The 19,111-nt window shown below is 70.3% G+C and carries 17 protein-coding genes; 12 read left to right on the top strand and 5 right to left on the bottom strand.

Going from position 1 to position 19,111, the window contains the following annotated elements; translation table 11 throughout:
* Nucleotides 1-27: 27 nt before the first annotated feature.
* The 6 genes from GA0070617_RS22290 to GA0070617_RS22265 are packed head-to-tail and all read left to right on the top strand — an operon-like array spanning nt 28 to nt 6,752.
* Nucleotides 28-969, top strand: coding sequence for an ABC transporter permease (locus GA0070617_RS22290; protein ID WP_091442046.1), 942 nt, complete (start codon nt 28-30; stop codon nt 967-969).
* Nucleotides 966-2,753: a dipeptide/oligopeptide/nickel ABC transporter permease/ATP-binding protein gene (locus GA0070617_RS22285; RefSeq protein ID WP_091442043.1), complete on the top strand. Its 1,788-nt coding sequence runs from the start codon at nt 966-968 to the stop codon at nt 2,751-2,753. Before GA0070617_RS22290 ends, GA0070617_RS22285 begins: the two co-directional genes overlap by 4 nt.
* The gene (locus tag GA0070617_RS22280) at nt 2,750-3,580 is read left to right on the top strand and encodes an ATP-binding cassette domain-containing protein (protein WP_217628863.1); all 831 of its coding nucleotides are present in this window, start codon (nt 2,750-2,752) and stop codon (nt 3,578-3,580) included. Before GA0070617_RS22285 ends, GA0070617_RS22280 begins: the two co-directional genes overlap by 4 nt.
* 34 nt (nt 3,581-3,614) lie before the next feature.
* Nucleotides 3,615-4,505 (top strand): sugar phosphate isomerase/epimerase family protein, encoded by an 891-nt coding sequence (locus tag GA0070617_RS22275; protein WP_091442039.1) that lies wholly within the window; start codon nt 3,615-3,617, stop codon nt 4,503-4,505.
* Complete coding sequence (locus GA0070617_RS22270; protein ID WP_217628862.1) at nt 4,502-5,677, top strand: Gfo/Idh/MocA family protein; 1,176 nt, start codon at nt 4,502-4,504, stop codon at nt 5,675-5,677. The genes GA0070617_RS22275 and GA0070617_RS22270 overlap by 4 nt, the downstream gene beginning before the upstream one ends.
* A 1-nt stretch (nt 5,678) precedes the next feature.
* Nucleotides 5,679-6,752, top strand: coding sequence for a Gfo/Idh/MocA family protein (locus GA0070617_RS22265; RefSeq protein ID WP_091442036.1), 1,074 nt, complete (start codon nt 5,679-5,681; stop codon nt 6,750-6,752).
* Between the two features lie 79 nt (nt 6,753-6,831).
* Here the strand turns inward: GA0070617_RS22265 and GA0070617_RS22260 are convergent, their stop codons facing one another.
* Nucleotides 6,832-8,211 carry an extracellular catalytic domain type 1 short-chain-length polyhydroxyalkanoate depolymerase gene (locus tag GA0070617_RS22260; protein ID WP_091442033.1) on the bottom strand — a complete coding sequence of 460 codons (1,380 nt, stop codon included), beginning with the start codon at nt 8,209-8,211 and terminating at the stop codon, nt 6,832-6,834.
* Nucleotides 8,212-8,345: 134 nt separating this feature from the next.
* Between GA0070617_RS22260 and GA0070617_RS22255 the strand changes: the two genes are divergently transcribed.
* The 6 genes from GA0070617_RS22255 (at nt 8,346) to GA0070617_RS22230 (ending at nt 14,434) form a co-directional block, all read left to right on the top strand.
* The gene (locus GA0070617_RS22255) at nt 8,346-9,353 is read left to right on the top strand and encodes a PaaX family transcriptional regulator (protein WP_091442029.1); all 1,008 of its coding nucleotides are present in this window, start codon (nt 8,346-8,348) and stop codon (nt 9,351-9,353) included.
* Nucleotides 9,354-9,600: 247 nt separating this feature from the next.
* Nucleotides 9,601-10,650, top strand: coding sequence for a dipeptidase (locus tag GA0070617_RS22250; RefSeq protein ID WP_091442026.1), 1,050 nt, complete (start codon nt 9,601-9,603; stop codon nt 10,648-10,650).
* Nucleotides 10,651-10,688: 38 nt separating this feature from the next.
* A complete protein-coding gene (locus GA0070617_RS22245; protein WP_091442022.1) occupies nt 10,689-12,305 on the top strand; it encodes an ABC transporter substrate-binding protein in 1,617 nt (538 codons plus the stop codon).
* Nucleotides 12,306-12,379: 74 nt separating this feature from the next.
* Nucleotides 12,380-13,252 carry a tetratricopeptide repeat protein gene (locus tag GA0070617_RS22240; protein ID WP_091442019.1) on the top strand — a complete coding sequence of 291 codons (873 nt, stop codon included), beginning with the start codon at nt 12,380-12,382 and terminating at the stop codon, nt 13,250-13,252.
* Nucleotides 13,253-13,256: 4 nt separating this feature from the next.
* Nucleotides 13,257-13,457 (top strand): tautomerase family protein, encoded by a 201-nt coding sequence (locus GA0070617_RS22235; protein WP_091442016.1) that lies wholly within the window; start codon nt 13,257-13,259, stop codon nt 13,455-13,457.
* On the top strand, nt 13,454-14,434 hold the full coding sequence (locus tag GA0070617_RS22230) for a D-2-hydroxyacid dehydrogenase (RefSeq protein ID WP_091442014.1): 981 nt from the start codon (nt 13,454-13,456) through the stop codon (nt 14,432-14,434). The genes GA0070617_RS22235 and GA0070617_RS22230 overlap by 4 nt, the downstream gene beginning before the upstream one ends.
* A gap of 54 nt (nt 14,435-14,488) precedes the next feature.
* On the opposite strand, the gene GA0070617_RS22225 is transcribed toward GA0070617_RS22230, so the two are convergent.
* From GA0070617_RS22225 to GA0070617_RS22210, 4 genes are all read right to left on the bottom strand, one after another.
* Entirely contained in the window at nt 14,489-16,624 is a 2,136-nt protein-coding gene (locus GA0070617_RS22225; protein ID WP_229688473.1) for a thiamine pyrophosphate-dependent enzyme, read from the bottom strand.
* Nucleotides 16,625-16,704: 80 nt separating this feature from the next.
* On the bottom strand, nt 16,705-17,535 hold the full coding sequence (locus tag GA0070617_RS22220) for an ABC transporter permease (protein ID WP_091442007.1): 831 nt from the start codon (nt 17,533-17,535) through the stop codon (nt 16,705-16,707).
* Nucleotides 17,536-17,602: 67 nt separating this feature from the next.
* Entirely contained in the window at nt 17,603-18,550 is a 948-nt protein-coding gene (gene nikB, locus GA0070617_RS22215) for a nickel ABC transporter permease (RefSeq protein WP_175440622.1), read from the bottom strand.
* A gap of 22 nt (nt 18,551-18,572) precedes the next feature.
* Complete coding sequence (locus GA0070617_RS22210; protein WP_091442002.1) at nt 18,573-19,103, bottom strand: Lrp/AsnC family transcriptional regulator; 531 nt, start codon at nt 19,101-19,103, stop codon at nt 18,573-18,575.
* Between the last annotated feature and the right edge of the window lie 8 nt (nt 19,104-19,111).

Genomic DNA, 19,111 nt, shown 5'->3' with positions numbered 1-19,111 from the left:
TCCCAGGTCAGCTAGGAGGTAGCAGGCATGCTGGGCTTCATCGGCCGTCGACTGGCCACGGGCCTGCTGTTGGCGTTCACGGTCGTGACGGGGATGTTCTTCTTCCTCATGCTCACCGGCTCCGATCCGGCCCGGGGTGCGCTCGGTCTCTACGCCACCGAGGAACAGGTGGCGGTCAAGCGCGAACAGCTCGGCCTCGACCGGCCGGTCCTCACCCAGTACCTGGACTGGCTGGGTGGCGTGCTCCGGGGTGACCTGGGCGTCTCGTCCGCGCAGAACGCCCAGGTCATCGACCTCATCGTGTCGCGACTGCCGGTCACCGTCTCCCTCGCGCTCGGCGCCGTCGGAGTCGCCGCCGTGCTGGGGGTCGCCCTCGGACTGCTCGCCGCTACCCGGCCCGGGTCCTTCGACCGGGTCCTGCAGGTGGTCATGGTGCTCGGCTTCAGCCTGCCGAACTTCTGGGTCGCGATCATCCTGGCCCTGGTCTTCGCCGTGCAGCTCGGCTGGTTCCCCGCCACCGGCTACATCCACCTCGCCGACTCACCGAGCGGTTGGCTCTGGTCGATCATCCTGCCGGTCACCGCGCTGTCGATCGGCTCGATCGCCGCCATCGCCCAGCAACTGCGCAACTCCGTGATCACCGTCAACAGCCAGGCGTACGTGCGGACGCTGCGCAGCCGCGGCCTGTCGCAACGCAACGTCCTGCTCGTCCACGTCCTGCGCAACGCGTCCCCGCCGGCGTTGACCATGCTCTCGCTGCAGTTCATCGCGGCGATGAGCGGGGCCGCCATCGTCGAGCGGGTGTTCGGCCTGCAGGGCATCGGCGCCGTCGCCATCAACGCCTCGGGCAACAGCGACATCCCCGTGATCATGGGCGTGCTGCTCTTCACCGTGCTCGTCGTCGTCCTGGTCAACCTGACGGTCGACATCCTCTACGCCGCGCTGAACCCGAAGGTACGGAACGCATGAGCGTCGACATCGCGCCCCGTGCGGGCCGCATCTCCAACCGAAGGCTCCGCGCCTTCCTCGGCAACCCGATGGGGGTGGTGGCCGGCGGTGTCCTGCTCGCCATCGTCGTCGCGAGCGTCCTGGCTCCCCTCCTCGCGCCACAGGACCCCAACCTGGTGGTGCTCTCCGAGGCGCTGCTGCCGCCGAGCGCCGACCATCCACTGGGCACCGACGGCAACGGGCGGGACATCCTCAGCCGCCTGCTGTACGGCGGCCGGGTTAGCCTCCAGGCCGGCGCGATCATGGTCGCCACCGCCCTGCTCTGCGGGATCCCGGCGGGCCTGCTCGCCGGCTACCACGGCAGGCGGTTCGACAGCGCCGCCAGCTGGATCTTCAACATGCTGATGTCCCTGCCGGAGATCCTGATCATCATCGTGGTGATCGCCTCGCTCGGCAGCGGCCTCGCCCCGACGATGATCACCCTCGGGGTGCTCGCCTCACCGGACATCTTCCGGCTGACCAGGAGCGCCGTGATCGGCGTACGCGAGGAGCTGTACTTTGACGCCGCCCGGGTGGCCGGCCTGTCCGACCTGCGCATCATCTTCCGCCACGTGCTCTCCGTCGTCCTCGGTCCGGTGGTCGTACGGTCCTCGTTCATCTTCGGAATGGCGATCATCGTCCAGTCCGGGCTGGAGTTCCTCGGCTTCGGCGATCCGCAGCGCCCGAGCTGGGGCGGTGAACTCAGCAACGCCTTCCAGAGTTTCCAGCGCGCCCCCGAACTGGTCATCGCCCCCGGTATCGCCATCGGCCTCACCGTCATGGCGCTGGTGCTCTTCGGTGCCGCGCTCGCCGACTCCCTCGGGGTCAGCCTCCGCCGCCGGGCCAAGCGGGCGGCCCGCCCGGCCCGCGCCGACGACACCCGGATCGCCCGGAACGAGGCCGACGAGGCGTCCGGGTCCGCCGACCTTCCCGCGGACACCCTCCTCGAGGTGGCGGACCTGGCCGTGCGGTACGTGGCGGAGGACGGCACCACCAGGGACGTGGTACGGGACGTGTCGCTGCACGTGGCCCGGGGCGAGGTCCTCGGACTGGTCGGGGAGTCCGGCTCGGGCAAGTCCCAGACGTCCTTCGCGATCCTCGGACTCCTCCCGCCCGAGGCCGTCGTCTCCGCCCGGCGGCTCTGCCTCGACGGGCGGTCCCTGGTCGGGCTGCGCGAGCGGGACCTGCAGAAGCTGCGCGGCAAGCGGATGGCCTACGTCCCGCAGGAGCCGATGTCGAACCTCGACCCGTCCTTCACCGTCGGCGCCCAGCTGACCAAGCCGATCCGCCGACAACTCGGCCTGTCCCGCCGGGACGCGACCACCCGGGCGCTGGAACTGCTAGACCGGGTAGGCATCCCCGACCCGGCCCGTACCCTCGCCGCCTACCCCCACCAGCTCAGCGGCGGGATGGCCCAGCGGGTCCTCATCGCGGGCGCGGTCTCCTGCGACCCGGAGCTGCTCATCGCGGACGAACCGACGACCGCCCTCGACGTCACGGTCCAGGCCGAGGTCCTGGAACTCCTGCGGGACCTGCAGCGGGAGCGCAACATGGGCCTCGTCCTGGTCACCCACAACCTGGGGGTGGTCGCCGACATCTGTGACCGGGTGGCGGTGATGCGCGACGGCCGCATCGTCGAGCAACAGTCGGTCGCCGGCCTCTTCAGCGACCCGCAGCACGAGTACACCCGCATGCTGCTGAACGCGACCCTCGACGACGCCCCACCCCGACGGGGGCGCGGCGACCTGCAGGAGGTGGGCTCGTGAGCACCCCCGACCAGCCACTACTGGACATCCGCGACATCAACGTCGTCTACCGGGGCGCCCGCTGGCGCAGCCCGTCGTTCCACGCGCTGCACGACGTCTCGATGCGCATCGGGGCGGGCGAGACGGTCGGCCTGGTCGGCGAGTCCGGCTCGGGCAAGACCACCCTCGGTCGGGCGGTGCTCGGCCTCGCCCCGGTGACCAGCGGAACGGTGACGTTCGACGGTAGGGACATCACCCACGCCAGACGACGCGAACGCCGGGCCCTGAGCCGCGACATCCAGGTCGTCTTCCAGGACCCGTACTCCTCGCTCAACCCGGCGATGACGGTGGAGAGCATCCTGGCCGAACCGTTGCGCGCCCAGGGCGTACCCGGCAGCGAGGCCGCCGCGCGGATCAACCAGCTGTTGGACCAGATCGGCCTGGAGGCCGACGCGGGACGCCGGTACCCCCGGGAGTTCTCCGGCGGGCAGCGGCAGCGGATCGCCATCGCCCGCGCGCTGGCGCTCAAGCCGCGGCTGATCGTCTGCGACGAGCCGGTGAGCGCCCTCGACCTCTCCACCCAGGCCCGCATCCTCGACCTGCTGATCGAGGTCCAGGAGCAGACCGGCGTCGCGTACCTCTTCGTCTCCCACGACCTGTCGGTGGTCCGCTACATCTGCCACCGGGTCGCGGTGATGCTCAAGGGTCGGATCGTGGAGACCGGCGAGGGCGACGTCGTCACGTCCCGGCCGGAACACCCGTACACGAAACGCCTGCTCATGGCCTCGCCCATTCCCGATCCGGTCCGCCAGGCGGAACGCCGCCGCCGGTACGCCGCCCTGGCCTGACCCCTCCCATCCATCCCAGAGAAAAGGACACCCCGTGCAGTTCGGCTTCAGCTCCTACTCCTTCTACCAGCACCTGCGTACCGGTCGGATGAGCCTGTTGGAGGTCATCGACTGGATCGGTGCCAGCGACGCCACCCACATGGAGATCGCGACGGTGTCGCTGTCGCCGGAGATCTCCAACGACACCTCCACCCTCGACCAGGACCCCGGGTTCGTCCAGGAGATCAAGACCCGCGCGGCCGACCAGGGCGTCACCCTCTCCAACCTCGTCGTACCGGCCGACCTGCTCGGCGCGGACGCCGACACGCACATGCAGCGGGTCAAGCGGCACCTCGACGTGGCCGCGGAGCTGGACATCACCCTCTTCCGGCACGACGTCGCCAGGTGGGCGCACCGGGCCAAGGACATCGCCGACTTCGAGGCGCTGCTGCCCCGCATGGTGGAGGTGTGCCAGGAGATCGCCCGGTACGCCGCCCAGTACGGCATCACCACCAGCGTGGAGAACCACGGGCTGCTGATGAACGGTGGTGAGCGGGTCCGCCGCCTCATCCACCTCGTCGGCGAGCCGAACTTCAAGACCACGCTCGACGTCGGCAACTTCATGTCGGTGGACGACAACCCGGTGGTGGCGGTCGCCGAGAACGCCCCCTACGCCAGCATCGTGCACCTCAAGGACTTCTACATCCGCTCGCAGTACCCGGGCGAGGGCTGGCACCACACCCCGGGCGGCAACTACCTGCTCGGCTCCATCGTCGGCTACGGCGACCTGGACATGCGCCGGATCGTGCACGGGATCCTCGCCGCCGACTACGACGGGTTCGTCTCCATCGAGTTCGAGGGCATCGAGGAGTGCCTGATGGCCAACACGGTAGGCCTGGCCAACGCCAAGCGACTCTTCGCCGAGGTCGGAGTGGCCGCCGCATGAGCGAACGCACCGAGCGAAGCGAGGGCAGTGAGGGCATGCCCGATCAGCACCGCATGAGCGAACGCACCGAGCGAAGCGAGGGCAGTGAGGGCATGCCCGATCAGCACCGCACGAGTCGGCTCGGGGTGGGTGTGATCGGGGTGGGCAGCATCGCGGAGATGCACCTGGCCGCGTACGCCGCCAACCCGGACGTCCGACTCGCCGGGGTGTTCGACCTCAACGCCGAGCGCAGTGCCCAGAAGGCGGCGGCCTTCGGCGTGGCCCGGGTGCACCCCACGCTGGACAGTCTGCTGGCCGACCCGGACATCGACGCGGTGAGCATCTGCACGTGGAACGACACCCACGCGGAGATCGCCGTCGCGGCGCTGGAGGCCGGCAAGCACGTCCTGGTGGAGAAGCCGCTGAGCCGTACCGCCGGTGAGACGCAGGCGCTCGTCGAGGCCGTCGAGCGCAGCGGCCGACACCTGGAGGTCGGCTTCGTCAGGCGGTTCGGCTCGAACGCCCGGGTGCTCAAGTCGTTCGTCGACGGCGGCCTGCTGGGCGACATCTACCACGCGCGGGCGACGAACGTCCGGCGGCTCGGCAACCCGGGCGGCTGGTTCGCCGACCACGCCAGGTCCGGGGGCGGGCCGCTGATCGACATCGGGGTGCACGCCCTGGATCTCTGCTGGTACTTCATGGGTACGCCCCGGGCGGTGACCGTCAGCGCGGTCACCCACTCGCCGCTTGGCAACCGGGCGAACGTGACGTCCCTGTCGCGGTACAAGGTCGCGGACTACGACCCCACGCAGAGCGACGTCGAGGACTTCGCCGTGGCGCTGATCCGGTTCGACAACGGCGCGTCGTTGACCCTGGAGACCAGCTACTCCCTGCACGCTCTCGACGACCGGCTCGAAGTGGCGGTCTTCGGTGAACGCGGTGGCGCGGAGCTGGAACCGAAGCTGCGCATGGTCACCGAGATGCACGACACCGTGCTGAACATGGGACCGCAGATCGACCACCTCTCCTTCGACTTCGCCGAGGGGTTCGCCAACGAGATCGCGCACTTCGTCTCGCTCTGCCTCGGTGAGGCCGAGCAGGTGGCACCGGTGTCGCACGGCACCGAGGTGATGCGGATGCTCGACGGGATCTACGAGTCGGCGCGGACCGGTCGAGAGGTCAGGCTCTCCTGAGATGACTGCTGTGCAGGCAACCGTCCGGGTGGGGGTCGTCGGATGCGGCAACGTCAGTTCCCGGTACCTGGCCAACCTGGCGGGCCATCCGGCGGTCACCGTCGTCGCCTGTGCCGACGCCGATCCGGCCCGGGCGCGGGCGCTCGGGGCCGCCCACGGGGTGCCGAAGGCGTACCCGGTCGACGCTCTGCTGTCCGATCCGGATCTCGACCTCGTGCTCAACCTGACCCCGCCCCGGGTCCACACCGAGCTGACCCTGCGCGCCCTGGCGCAGGGCAAGCACGTCTACACGGAGAAGCCCCTGGCCACCACCATGGCCGACGGGCGGCGGATCCTCGACGCCGCCCGGGAGCGGTCACGGTGGGTCGGCACCGCCCCGGACACCTTTCTGGGCGCCGGGACGCGTACCTGCGCGGCCCTCGTCGCCCAGGGGGCGATCGGCACTCCCACCTCGGTGAACGCCGCCATGATGAACCCGGGGCCGGAGCGGTTCCACCCGGAGCCGGAGTTCCTCTACCAGGAGGGCGCCGGCCCGCTGTTCGACATCGGTCCGTACTACCTCACGGTGCTGACCGCACTGATGGGTTCCGTCGTACGGGTGGGGGCGCTGGGCGCGGCCCCGCGGGCCGAGCGGGTGGTGTCGACCGGGCCGCGCGCGGGGTCGACCTTCCCGGTGGAAACCTTCACCCACGTCACCAGCGTGCTGGAGTTCGCCAGCGGCGCCCTGGGCACGCTGGTGACCAGTTTCGATGTGGCGGCGACCCGGACGCCGCACCTGGAGATCCACGGCACCGAGGGCACGATCGTCGCCGCGCCGGCCAACTCGTGGGGCGGCCCGGTGCTGCTCAGCGGCGCGGGCGGGGACTTCACCGAGGTGCTGCCCGGCCCGGGGGAGTCCGACGGGTTCATGGGGATGGGCCTGGTCGACATGGCGGAGGCCATCCTGACCGGCCGCTCCCCGCTGGCGACGGGTACCCGTGGCCTGCACGTCCTGGAGGTGCTCACGGCCATCGCCTCGGCCGCCCGGGCCGGCGGCGGTTTCACCATGATCCGCTCCACCCTGGAGACCCCCTGAGGTCGTCGGCCGCCTCCCGACACAGCTGACCGGTCCGGCTCCCCCGCCCGGTGTGGGCGGGGGAGCGGCGGGTGTCGCCTCAGGCGACGGTGCAGGCGGCGCCGTTGAGGGTGAAGGAGGTCGGCTTGGCGGTGTTGCCGGTGTGGCTGGCCTGGAAGCCGATGTCGATGGACCCGTTCGGCCCGATGCTGGCGTTGTAGCTGACGTTACGGGCCGTCACCTGTCCGGAGGTGGGGCTGTAGGAGGCGTTCCAGCCGGAGGTGATGTTCTGCCCGGCGGGCAGCGTGAAGGCCAACGTCCAGCCGTTGACGGCGCTGGTGCCGGTGTTGGTGATGGTCAGGTTCTCGGTCAGGCCGTTGTTCCAGGCGTTGACGCTGGCGCTGACCCGGCAGGCGCCGGCACCCGGCGGCGTGGTGGGCGGCGTGGTCGGTGGGGTCGTGGGCGGGGTCGTCGGTGGCGTGGTCGGCGGGTTGGTCGGTGGCGTCGTGGGCGGCGTGGTCGGTGGCGTGGTGGGCGGGCTGGTCAGGCCGAAGAACTGGAGGGCGGCGGCGGCCATGCCACCCGAGGGCAGGCTGTGGCCGGCACCCTGGATGCTGTACGCCTCGACCCGGACGACCCCGCTGCCGTTGGCGTAGCGGCGGCGGTTCCAGTTGGGCTGCGGGGTGTCGGTGGAGGTGGGTGTCTGGCTGAGCCCGAACACGTTGGTCCACTGCTCGATCGTCTCCTGCAGCAGCGAGTACGGCACCAGGGTGTCGTTGGTGCCGTGCCACAGCTGCACCGGTGGCCGTGGACCGGAGTAGCCGGGGTACGCCTGGCGGACCGCGTCACCCCACTGCTGCGGGGTGCGGTTCATGTTCCCGCCGGTGCACTGACCGCCTGGCGGGTAGTCCGCCGCGTTGGCGAAACAGTTGAAGGGCACCCCCATGAACGCGGCCCCGGCGGCGAAGACGTCGGGGTAGAGGGCCAGCATGTGGTTGGTCATCATGCCGCCGGAGGAGCTGCCGGTGGCGTAGACCCGGCGGGGGTCGCCGCCGTACTGCCGCTGCACGTAGTTGACCATCGAGATGATCGACACCGGGTCGCTGCCGCCGCCGCGTCGCTTGGCCGCGTCCGACCAGGTGTCGAAGCAGTTGCCGAAGCCGGCCTGCTGGGTGGCGCTCGGGTAGATCACCACGTAGCCGTACCGGTCGGCGAGGCTGGCGAACTCGCTGCCGGAGTAGAAGCCGGGGCCCGATCCGCCGCAGCCGTGCATCGCCACCACGATCGCGGGGTTGGCCGGGCGGGTGTCCGGCACGTAGACGTGCATCCGCATCCGGCCGGGGTTGTCGCCGAAGGTGGTCACCTCCACCAGCGACGCGGCGTACGCGGGACTGTTCGTCGGCATCACCAGGCCGGCCGCCGCCAGCGCCGTCGCCATCGACGTCACCAGGCCGAGCAGCAACTTTCGTCTGATCCTCATGGACGGGACTCCTCACCTCGCGTAGCACATAGTGTTCCCCCCGGACCAACAAGTGTCAATTGAGGATCCTCTATGAATTGGGGTGCCGTCTACAGTCGAGGCGCTGCCGTCGAACCGAGCCCCGGAGTGCCCCTGTGACCAGCCCCTTCGAGATCGAGGAGATCTTTCCCGACGACGGGGAGCACCAGGTCCGGCTGCCCCGCCGGCAGTCCGGCAACTCGCCGCAGGGGATGGCGGTGACCCTGCTGGCCGACTACACCCTGCGTACCCGGGAATGGTTACCGTCGGCAGCCATCGTCGCCCTGCTCGCCGAGTCCGGCGTCAGTCCCGCCGGCGCCCGTACCGCGATCAGCCGGCTGGCCCGCCGGGGCGTCCTCGAAGGCAGCCGGCAGGGCCGGCACAGCTCCTACCGGCTCAGCCGCTCCGCCGCCGGGAACCTGTCGGCCGGCGGCAGCTGGATCGTCACCTCCACCGCCACCGCGCGGGCGTGGGACGAGTGCTGGACGATCGTCGCCTTCTCCCTGCCCCAGCAGCACGGCGCGCAACGCCGGGCACTGCGCGCCCAACTGCGGTGGCTGGGGTACGCGCCGCTGTACGACGGACTGTGGATCTCGCCGTACGAGCTGGTCCCGGCAGCCCGCAGACAGCTCGCCGACCTCGGCCCCGGTGCCGTCACGGTGTTCCGGGGTCGGCAGGTCGAACTCGACGCCGTCATCGCCCGCGACCCGCTCGCGGCCTGGGACATCGCGGCGGTGGCCGGACAGTACGAGACCTTCCTCGGGCGCTGGCGGCTGCTCCTGCCGGAGATCGCCGCCGGGCGGGTCGACGGCGCGGCGGCGGTGCGGGCGCGGACCGAGGTGATGGACACCTTCCGGCGCTTCCCGGTCCTCGACCCGCAACTGCCGCTGCGGCTCCTGCCGCCCGACTGGCTCCGGGTGCCCGCCCGGGAGGTCTTCGCCGCCGTCTACGACGGACTGGCCGGGACCGCCGAGCGGCACGTCCGGGCCGTCGTCGCGCCGTTCGCCGGGGACAGCCGGCCCGGCATCCGGGCCCACACCACCGCCGACCTGCTCGCCGGCCTCGACGTCGCCGGGGGTACGGACGACAGCCGCGCACCGGAGTCGGTGACGCGCGGCCGGTGACCGGCCGACCCTCGTCGGTAATGCCGGACCGGACTACCCGGGGTGCCGGCTGAGCTGCCAACTCTCCGTACCGTGCGGCTTTTGTTGGTGTTTGCTCCTGGATGGTCGTCGGGCGAGGTACGCGCTCTCGCCGTTGTGACGAAATTCGTCGATAACAAACGGTTGGACGACGAGTTCTAAAGGTCTATGGACATGAAGTGGCGCTACTCGTAAAGTCTGACCATCTTCCGATGATCCTGGAGATGACGTGAACACTGCTGTCCCGGAAACCTCCGTCCGCTCGGCGACCGAGCTGCACGCCGCCGCCACCGTCGTGGACGGCAGCACGGTGATCGAGCTCAGCGACGCCCACCTCGACCGGATCCGGCGCGGGGGTGTCACCGCGGTCAACCACACGGTCACCAGGCCGTACGCGGACACGGTCACCGCCCTGCGGGAGGTGAATCGGTGCCGTCGGTGGATCGACGAGAACGCCGACCGGGTGTTGCTCGCGCTGACCGTGGCCGACATCGAACGGGCCAAGGCCGAGGGCAAGGAAGCCGTCATCTTCGGCCCGCAGGACACCGAGATGATCGGTGTCGATCTCGACCTGCTCGGCACCTTCTACGACCTCGGCGTGCGGATCCTGCAGCTGACCTACCAGCGGCAGAACCTGCTCGGCGCCGGGTGCGGCGAGGAGACCGACTCGGGTCTGACGCACCGGGGCCGTCGCTTCGTCCAGGCGATGGACCAACTGGGCATCCTGGTCGACGTCTCGCACTGTGGCGAGCGGACCGGCCTGGACGCCATGGCGGCCTCGGCGAACCCCGTCGTGGTCACCCACTCCTTCTGCGACGCGATGTCGCCGCACATCCGGGCCAAGTCCGACGGGTACCTGCGTCGCCTCGGCGAGCAGGGCGGCGTCATGGGTATCACCACCCTGTCAGGGTTCCTGTACTACCCGGAGGCCCCGTCCCGGCGTCCGGATCTGACCCGCTTCGTCGAGCACGTCAGTCGGGTGGTGGAGGTGGCCGGGATCGACCACGTCGCGATCGCCACCGACTACGACGAGACGTGGACCGAGGCGATGCGGATCGCGCAGTTGCAGTCCATCGCCCAGGCGAAGTCCAAGGAGCAGCAGAACCTCCTCGGTGACTTCGGCTGGACCGAGCGTCGGGCCATCGGCATGGACGACGCCTCGGACTTCCCCAACTTCACCGAGGCGCTGCTGGCCGGCGGCTTCACACCCGACGACGTGACCAAGATCCTCGGCGGCAACTGGCTGCGGGTCTATGGACAGGTGTGGAAGTCGGCCTGACCCGTACGCGCTGCCCGGGATACCAGCCAAGGAGACCCATGCGAACTCGATTCCTGACCAGGGTGCTGGCGGTGGGCGTCGTCGCGACGCTCGCGGCCGGCTGCTCCGGTGGTGGCGAACCCCCGTCCACCACCGGTGGCAACAACGGCAACGACGGCCTGAGCAGCAACGTCCGCCTCCAGGACGAGGCAGCGCCGGCCGGTGACCCGAAGCCCGGCGGCCGGCTCCGGATCATGATCCGGCTCGACGCCAACGAACTCGACCCGCACCGGATGTCGGAGACCTCGGCCTTCGTCATCAACGAGCAGATCTACGAGTCGCTGGTGCAGTCGTACCGGGGTGAGATCAAGCCGGCGATCGCCGAGTCGTGGGAGCAGAGCGCCGACGGCCTGACGGTGACGTTCAAGCTGCGCGACAACGCCTTCTTCCACAGCGGGCGCAAGGTGACCGCGGCGGACGTCAAGTACTCGATCGAACGGATCCAGGACCCGGCCACCCGGGCCCCGCGGGCCCGTAGCTACGAGGGCATCGCCTCCGTCGAGGCACCCGACGAGCGGACCGTCGAGATGAAGCTCGACAAGCCCAACGCCGCCATCCTGACCCTGCTCTCCACCGCCGCGTCGTCCATCGTCGACCGTGAGGTCGTCGACGGGGAGAAGGGCCTCAACGGCAGCGTCGACGGCGGCAGCGGCCCGTTCAAGCTGGCCTCCCGGGTCACCGGCCAGGGCATCAAGCTCGACAAGCACACCCAGTACTGGGAGCCGGGGGTGCCGTACCTGGACGGCATGGACTTCACCTTCAACCCGGACGACAACGCCCGCGCCGCGGCGGTACGCAGCGGCACCGTCGACTTCCTCTGGCGTCCGGCGCCCGAGTTCATCGACGCCCTCAAGCGCGACGAGGCGCTCAAGTGGTACGGCGGATCCGGCTCGCTCTCCCTGCACCTGCGGCTGAACACCTCGAAGGCCCCGTACGACGACGTCAAGGTCCGACAGGCCATCTACCTGGCGCTGGACCGCCAGGAGATCCTCAACGTGGCCAACTCCGGCTTCGGCACCCCGCTCAACGCCGGCTACCTGCCGCCGGACCGGTTCGGCGCGCTGACCGAGCCGGTCTACGACAAGCCCGACATCGAGAAGGCGAAGTCCCTGCTCGCCGAGGCGGGTTACCCGGACGGCTTCGAGGCGAAGCTCATGGTGATCGCCACCTCGGCGTTCCAGGTCCGCTCGGCCGAGGTGGAGCAGCAGCAGCTCGCCAAGATCGGCATCAAGGTGACCATCGAGTCGGTCGAGTCCACCATCGCCGACACCAAGACCAAGTCCGCCGACTTCGACATGTACCAGTCCGGCTTCGGCCTGACCTACGACCCGGACGAGCGGTTCACCGCCAGCTTCCTGGCCGGCGGCGGTCTGAACTACGGCAACTGGACCGACGCGGAGTACGAGGCCCTGGTCGTGCAGGCCCGCTCGGAGCTGGACGCCGACAAGCGGGCGGCGCTCTACCAGCAGGCCGAGAAGATCCTGGCCGAGCGTGGTCCGGTGGCGATGACCTTCCTCAACGCCGACTTCGACGTGGTGCAGAAGAACGTCATGGGCTACCAGGGCGACCCGACGCCGACGTACCGCTTCTACCGCAACATCTGGCTCGACCGCTGAGCCGGCGCGAGGGGGCGCCGGTCGGTTCGGCCGGCGCCCTCTCGCACCGCCACCCCGCAGACGAAAGGCAGACCATGACGGCTGTACCGCTGTCCGACCGTTACGTGATCGCCGCCCGGCTCAAGGGCTACCTCAACAAGCACGCCGAGGCGGTGGCGCTGCTCACCGAGGCGCTGGAGCTGGAGCCGGGCAGCGCCCGGTTGCTGCGCTTCCGGGGACACCGGCGGATCTCGATCGGCGACTACGCCGGCGCGATCGAGGACCTGCGTGCCGCGGCCGACCAGCTGCCCGGTGTCGAGGACGAGTACGAGATGTACCAGCCCGAGGTGGAGAAGGACGTCGTCAGCCTGATCCTCGGCCGCGACGACCGGGTCCGCCCGCAGCACCTGACCGACACCATGGCGGCGCAGGACCCGACCGCCCTGGACCGGTACAACACCACGCTGCACACCTCGATCTGGTACCACCTCGGGGTCGCCCAGTACCTGACCGGTGACTTCGAGGGCTGTCTGCCCAGCTTCCGGGCGGCCGAGGAGTCGTCGCGCCACCAGGAGGGCCTGGTGGCCTCGCAGGACTGGCAGTACATGGCGCTGCGCCGGCTCGGCCGGCCGGACGAGGCCGAGCAGGTGCTCGACCGGTTCCGCGCGGTCCGCCTGGTCCAGGAGGACCACCTGGTCGGGTACGAGGGCCGGATGCAGCTCTACACCGGGGAGATCACCCCGGAACAGCTCTGGGCGATGTGCGACGGCAACGGCCTGAAGACCGTCACGCAGGGCTACGGGCTGGGCAACTGGCACTACTACCAGGGCGACCTCGACAAGGCCCGGGAGGTCTTCGACGGGGTGCTGCGCACCGGTGTCACGCACGCCTTCGCCTACCTGGCGGTCAAGTCCGAGTACGCCAACAACCCCGACTTCGCCACCACGGCGACCGTGAAGGAGAACTGAGACCATGGCGATCATCCGTGCCGAGATCGGCAAGCGCGACCAGGAGACCAAGAACGCGATCATCGCCGAGCTGACCGACGTGCTGGTCAAGTACGGCTCCCCGCGGGAGAACACCCACGTCCTGCTCTACGAGGTGTCGTACGACAACTGGGCCAAGGGCGGCCTGACGTACAACGAGCGGAAGCGTGCGCAGGAGAAGTCGTGACCGCTACCACCGCGGGACCGCACGTCCTGATCACGCCGAACCTCGCCGAGCTGCTGCCGCAGCTGCGGGAGCGTTACCCGCACTGCCGGTTCACCTCGGTGCCGGACGACGAGCCGGTCCGGACGGAGTACCTCGACGCCGAGGTGATCCTGCGCAGCGCGATGAACGAGGACATCTTCGACGAGCTGCTCAGCAAGTGCGACGGGATGCGCTGGGTCCAGATCACCGCCGCCGGCTTCGACTGGGTGGGTGGTGACATCATGCGCCGCCGCCTCGACGAGGGGCTGGTCTACACCCGCTCGGGCAACTCGTACAACGTGCCGATCGCCGAGTACATCATCGGCGCGGTGCTGATGCACCAGCGGGAGTTCCCCGCGTTGCGGGCGGCGCAGCAGCGCCGGGAGTGGATCCGCCTGGTCGGCCGGGACCTGATCGGCAGCACCATGCTGGTCTTCGGCACCGGCGGGATCGGACGCGAGGTGGCCTGGCGGGCCCGTGCGCTGGGCGTCACCGTGATCGGGGTCAACCGGGCGGGCACCCCCGCCGAGGGCTTCGACCGGGTGGTGCCCTTCGCCGACCACCTCGGGTTGCTGGCCGAGGCGGACTCGGTGGTGTTGGCCATGCCGCTGACCGGGGAGAACCGGTACTTCTTCGACGCCGCGCACTTCGCGGCGATGTCGGAGACCGCCGTCCTGGTGAACGTCGGCCGGGGCGCGCTGGTCGTGGAGGACGCGCTGGTCGACGCGATGCGGCAGGGCCGGATCGCCGCGGCCGTGCTCGACGTCTTCGAACAGGAGCCGCTGCCGGCCGAGCACCGGCTGTGGGACCTGCCGAACACCACGATCACCCCGCACACGTCGTTCCGGGGCTCGGGCAACCTGCAACGGCTCTACGCCGACTTCTGCGACAACTTCGACAGGTACCTGGCCGGTGAGCCGTTGACCGGCACGAAGCGTCAGCCGGAACTGGGGTACTGACCGGCGAAGGAGCGGCCCACCCGGTGCCACCGGGTGGGCCGCTCCTTGGCGCGTTCAGTCCAGCAGGGCGTCGGCGGCGGCCCGTACCTCGTCCTCGCCCAGCAGCACCTGGTCGGCGGCGGGGCCCAGGGGCACGTAGCTGTCGACGCTGTTGACCCGGGAGATCCGGCCGGTGAACCCGCCGTCGACCAGGGCGGCCACCACCGCCTCGGAAACACCGCCACCGGCCCGGGTCTCGTCGACGACCAGCACCCGGTCGATCCCGCCGAGCGCGGCGCGCAGGCTCGCCGCCGGTAACGGCGACAGCCACTGCAGGTCGACGACCCGGGCGTCGACCCGACGCTGCCGGGCCAGCGCCCCGGCCACCCGCAGGCTCATCGGTACGCCGTTGCCGAAGGTGACCAGCGCCAGGTCGGTGCCCCGCCGAACGGTACGGACCTCACCCAGCGGGTTCTCGGTCGCCGCCCAGCGTGTCGGCGCCGGGTAGTCGGCCAGCCAGCCGCCGTCGCCATCGACGTGCAGGTCCCGCCGGTGGTAGAGGGCGATCGGTTCCAGGAACACACAGACCCGGCCCTCCTGCTCGGCCAGGGCCAGGCACTGGCGCAGCAGCGCCGGGGCGGTGGCCGGGTGGGTGGCCACCGCCAGCGCCAGGCCGGGGATGTCGCGCAGCACGGCCACCGAGTTGTCGTTGTGGAAGTGCCCGCCGAAGCCCTTCTGGTACGCCAGCCCGGCGATCCGCACCACCATGCCGTTGCCGTACTGCCCGGCGGAGAAGAAGCGCAGCGAGGCGGCCTCACCCCGCAGCTGGTCCTCGGCGTTGTGCAGGTAGGCGAGGTACTGGATCTCCGGGATCGGCAGCGTGCCGGCCAACGCCCCGCCGAGGGCCACCCCGAGGATGGTCTGCTCGTCCAGGAGCGTGTCGAAGACCCGGGCGGCACCGAAGGACCTGCGCAGCCCCCGGGTCACCCCGTACACCCCGCCCTTGCGGGCCACGTCCTCGCCGAAGACCTGGGTCTGTGGCCAGGTGAGCAGGGCGTCGTGCAGGGCCGCGTTGATCGACTGGGCGAGGGTGAGTGGACCCCGGGACTCCGGCGGCCGGCCACCGAAGGACCGCTCCCGGTCCGGGTCGGCCCGCCGGGCCGCCGCGCTCACCTCGGGCACCCGCCGGGTGGTCAGCGGCGCGGTCACCGCCGCCGGACTGGCCAGCCGCTCGACCCGGCCGAGCATCGACCGGGCGGCGTCCATCACCTGCTCGCGGGCGTCCTGGTAACGGGCGAGGGTCTCCGCCGGGCTCAGGATCCGCTCCCGGGCGAGCAGGGCCGCCGTGGCCAGGATCGGGTCGAGCGCGTACTCGGCGAGGATCTCGGCCCGGGTCCGGTAGGCCAGCTCCGCGTCGGAGCCGGCGTGCCCCATGAACCGTACGGTCCGCAGGTGCAGCACGGCCGGACGACGTTCGGCGCGGACCCGCCGGACCACGTCGGCGGCGGTGGCCAGCAGGTGCGCGGGGTCGGTGCCGTCGGCCGGCACGTAGTCGATGCCGGGCAGCCCGGAGAGCATCCGCTGGACCCAGCCGCGCGGGGACCGGGTGCTGATCCCGATGCCGTTGTCCTCGCAGACGAACAGCAGTGGCATCGCCAGGCCCTGGTGGGCGCTGTAGCCCACCGCGTTCAACGCACCGGCGGCGGTGGAGTGGTTGGCCGAGGCGTCACCGAAACTGCACACCACCACGGCGTCGGCCGGGTATCCGGTGTCGCCGGTGCCCCGGCCCAGGGCGAACGCCAACCCCATCGCGCGGGGCAGGTGGGAGGCGATCGTCGAGGTCTGCGGGATGATGTTCAGTCCCCGGTGGCCGAAGACCTTGTGCCGCCCGCCGGAGATCGGGTCCTGCCGGCTCGCGGCGGCGGAGTGCAGCACGTCGGAGATCGGCGTACTGCCGGGCACCTGACCGGCCCGGGCGGCGTAGAAGCCGCCGGAGCGGTAGTGCAGCAGCGCCGGGTCGCTCGGGCGTAGCGCCAGCGCGACCGCGGCGTTGCTCTCGTGACCGCTGGAACCGATCGTGTAGAACCCCTCCCGCTGCGCCTGCAACCAGCGCAACGCCAGGTCGAGGTGGCGGCTCTGCAGCTGGGCGTCGAGGTAGGACAGCAGCAGACCGGGGTCGACGTCGACGCCCGGCGAGGTCTCCTCGGGCAGCGGTTGGCCGGTGGACCATCCGGTGAGCTGGCGTACCAGATGGTCGTCGATCGATTCCACGTGCGCGTGCTCCTCGTGGGTCAGCGGCTGGACCGGCCCCGCAGTCGGGGGTCCAGCACGTCGCGAAGGGTGTCACCGAGCAGGTTGAAGCCGAGGACGGCGATCATGATGCAGACCCCGGGCACCACCGACGGCCAGACCGACAGCTCCATGAACGACTTACCGCTGGAGAGCATCGAGCCCCAGGAGGGCTGGGGCGGCTGCACGCCGAGCCCCAGGTAGCCCAGGGAGGCCTCGATCAGGATCGCGTAGGCGAGGCTGGTGGTGAACTGCACCGCGATCGGGGCCACCGAGTTGGGCAGGATGTACTTGTAGATGAGCCGGAAGTTGCTCAGCCCGACCGCCTGGCCGGACTCCACGTACGGCTCCCGGCGTACCGACATCGCGGTGCCGCGCACGATCCGGGCGAAGCTCGGGATGAAGACGATGACCAGGGCCAGGATGAGGTTCTCGGTGCCGGGCCCCCGGGCGGCCACCACCGCCAGCGCCAGCAGCAGGGTGGGGAAGGAGAACATGATGTCGGTGGCCGGGGTGATGATCGCGTCGAGGAAGCCCCGGTAGAAGCCGGCGAGCAGACCGAGCAGCACGCCGATCGCCCCGGCGCAGGTCACCACGATCAGGCTGACCGTCAACGAGGTCCGCGCGCCGTAGAGCGCCCGGCTGAGCAGGTCCCGCCCGGCCTCGTCGGCGCCGAGCGGGAAGTCGCCGCCGGGCGGGGCGAGGCGTTGGTTGCTCATCGCGGTCGGGTCGTAGGGGGCGATCAGCGGGGCCAGGATGGCAGCCGCGGTCATCAGCACCACGATCACCAACCCGACCAGCCCGGCCTTGTCCCGGCTGATCAGCTTCAGCAACTGGCCACCGCGGCGGCCGACGGGCCGGGGGGAAGCGGTCTGTGGTGGACGACCGCCGGCAACGACTTCAGTGACCACTGCGCAACCTCGGATCCAGGTAGGTGTAGAGCAGGTCGACGAGGAGGTTGACCACGACGTAGAAGAAGGCCAGGAAGAGCAGGGTGCCCTGGACCACCGGGTAGTCGCGTTGACTGATGCCGCGGATGACCATCGTGCCCAGCCCCGGCCAGGCGAAGACCTGTTCGACGATGACCGTGCCGCCGAGCAGCGCCCCCGCCTGGATGCCGAGCACCGTCACCACCGGGATCAGCGAGTTGCGCAGCGCGTGCCGGACCATGACCGCGCGTTCGCCCAGCCCCTTGGCGCGGGCGGTACGCACGTAGTCCTGGTTGAGCACCTCCAGCATGCTGGAGCGGGTCATCCGCATGCTGATCGCCGCGAGGCTGGCGCCGAGGGTGACGGCGGGCAGGATGAGGTACTTCAGGCTGCCCAGGAAGCCCTCACCCTCCCCGGCGCCCTGCGACGGCAGCCAGCCCAGCGAGACCGAGAAGATGTAGACCAGCAGGATGCCCAACCAGAAGTTCGGCACGGAGAGCCCGATCAGGGACGCCACCCGGGTGCTGGCGTCGAGCAGACCGTTGCGCCTGGTGGCGCTGAGCACCCCGAGCGGGACCGAGATCAGGATCGAGACCAGCAGCGCCGAGACCGCGAGCAGCAGGGTGGACGGGAAACGCTGCATGATCTCTTCGAGCACCGGTTGGCCGGTACGCATCGAGGTGCCCAGGTCGCCCTGGACGAGAGCGCCCAGCCACCTGACGAACTGCTCGTAGACGGGTACGTCGAGCCCGAAGTAGCGGCGCATCTCCGCCTCGACCGCGGGATCGCCGAAGTCCTGCCCCATGATCGAGCTGATCACGTCGCCGGGGATCATCCGGATCACCAGGAACGAGATCACCGAGATGCCGAGCAGGACCGGGATGACCGACAACAGGCGGATCAGCGTGATGCGCAGCATGGGCTCGTCTCTCCGCCTCTGATCAGATCTCGGACCCGGGTGTGCCGGGATCCTTCTCGGTGTCCCAGGCGGACTCGGCGTCCCCGGTGACGGCGATGTCACGGGCCCACTCGTGGGCCCGCTTGGCCACCCGCAGCACCATCACCGACCGGCTCTCCATCACCCCGTCGAGGTGGCCCAGCCGCTCGGTCCAGAACCGGCGCATGGCGTTGCTGGAGGCGAAGTAGCCGACGGCGATGATGTCGAACTGCCCGGTGACGTGGTAGACGTACGAGATCTCGGGCATTCCGGCGAGCTTCTCGATGAGCTGCTCGGTGGCCCCGGGGGCGCTCTGGATCTCGAAGAGCGTGTGCACCGGGCGGCCCATGAAGGCGGCGCTGGGGATCACGGCGAACTGGAGCTGACCGTCGTTGACGAGTCGTTCCATCCGCCGGCGGACGGATCCCTCGGAGAGGCCGACCTTCGCCGCCAACGCGACGTTTGTCTGCCTCGGGTCCTGGACGAGTTCCCGGATGATGCTGCGATCCTTGTCGATCGAGCCCTTGGATGCCATGTTGCTCC

The sequence above is a fragment of the Micromonospora yangpuensis genome, assembly GCF_900091615.1.
Classification (GTDB): domain Bacteria; phylum Actinomycetota; class Actinomycetes; order Mycobacteriales; family Micromonosporaceae; genus Micromonospora; species Micromonospora yangpuensis.
This window is presented reverse-complemented; position numbering and strand designations above follow the sequence as displayed.